A 238-nucleotide genomic window follows, 5' to 3' on the forward strand; every position below is an offset into this window, starting at 1 on the left:
TACTTCCCTTCAAGGCTTCAAGAACATCCTTGTCGCTGATTTCAAGAGTCACAAGATTTTCAGTTTCATCGTAAGTAACAGTGGCAATTGCTTCTAATTCTTTACCTACTAATTCACCACGATCATTTGAAGACTTACTCAATTTATCAATAGCTGCTTGAAGCTTAGTTTGAGCTTCTTTTAGTTTCTTGATTTCATTTTCAAGTTTCTCTTGTTGTTGTTTCTTATCAGCTGGTGC

Annotated in this window: 1 protein-coding gene; it reads right to left on the reverse strand. The window is 35.7% G+C overall.

What is annotated here, in order from left to right:
• Positions 1-238: hypothetical protein (locus tag HMPREF2655_RS02635; RefSeq protein WP_142352105.1), on the reverse strand; the 238-nt coding region annotated here is incomplete at both ends.

The organism is Streptococcus sp. HMSC066F01, from assembly GCF_001837335.1.
Taxonomy (GTDB): domain Bacteria; phylum Bacillota; class Bacilli; order Lactobacillales; family Streptococcaceae; genus Streptococcus; species Streptococcus oralis_S.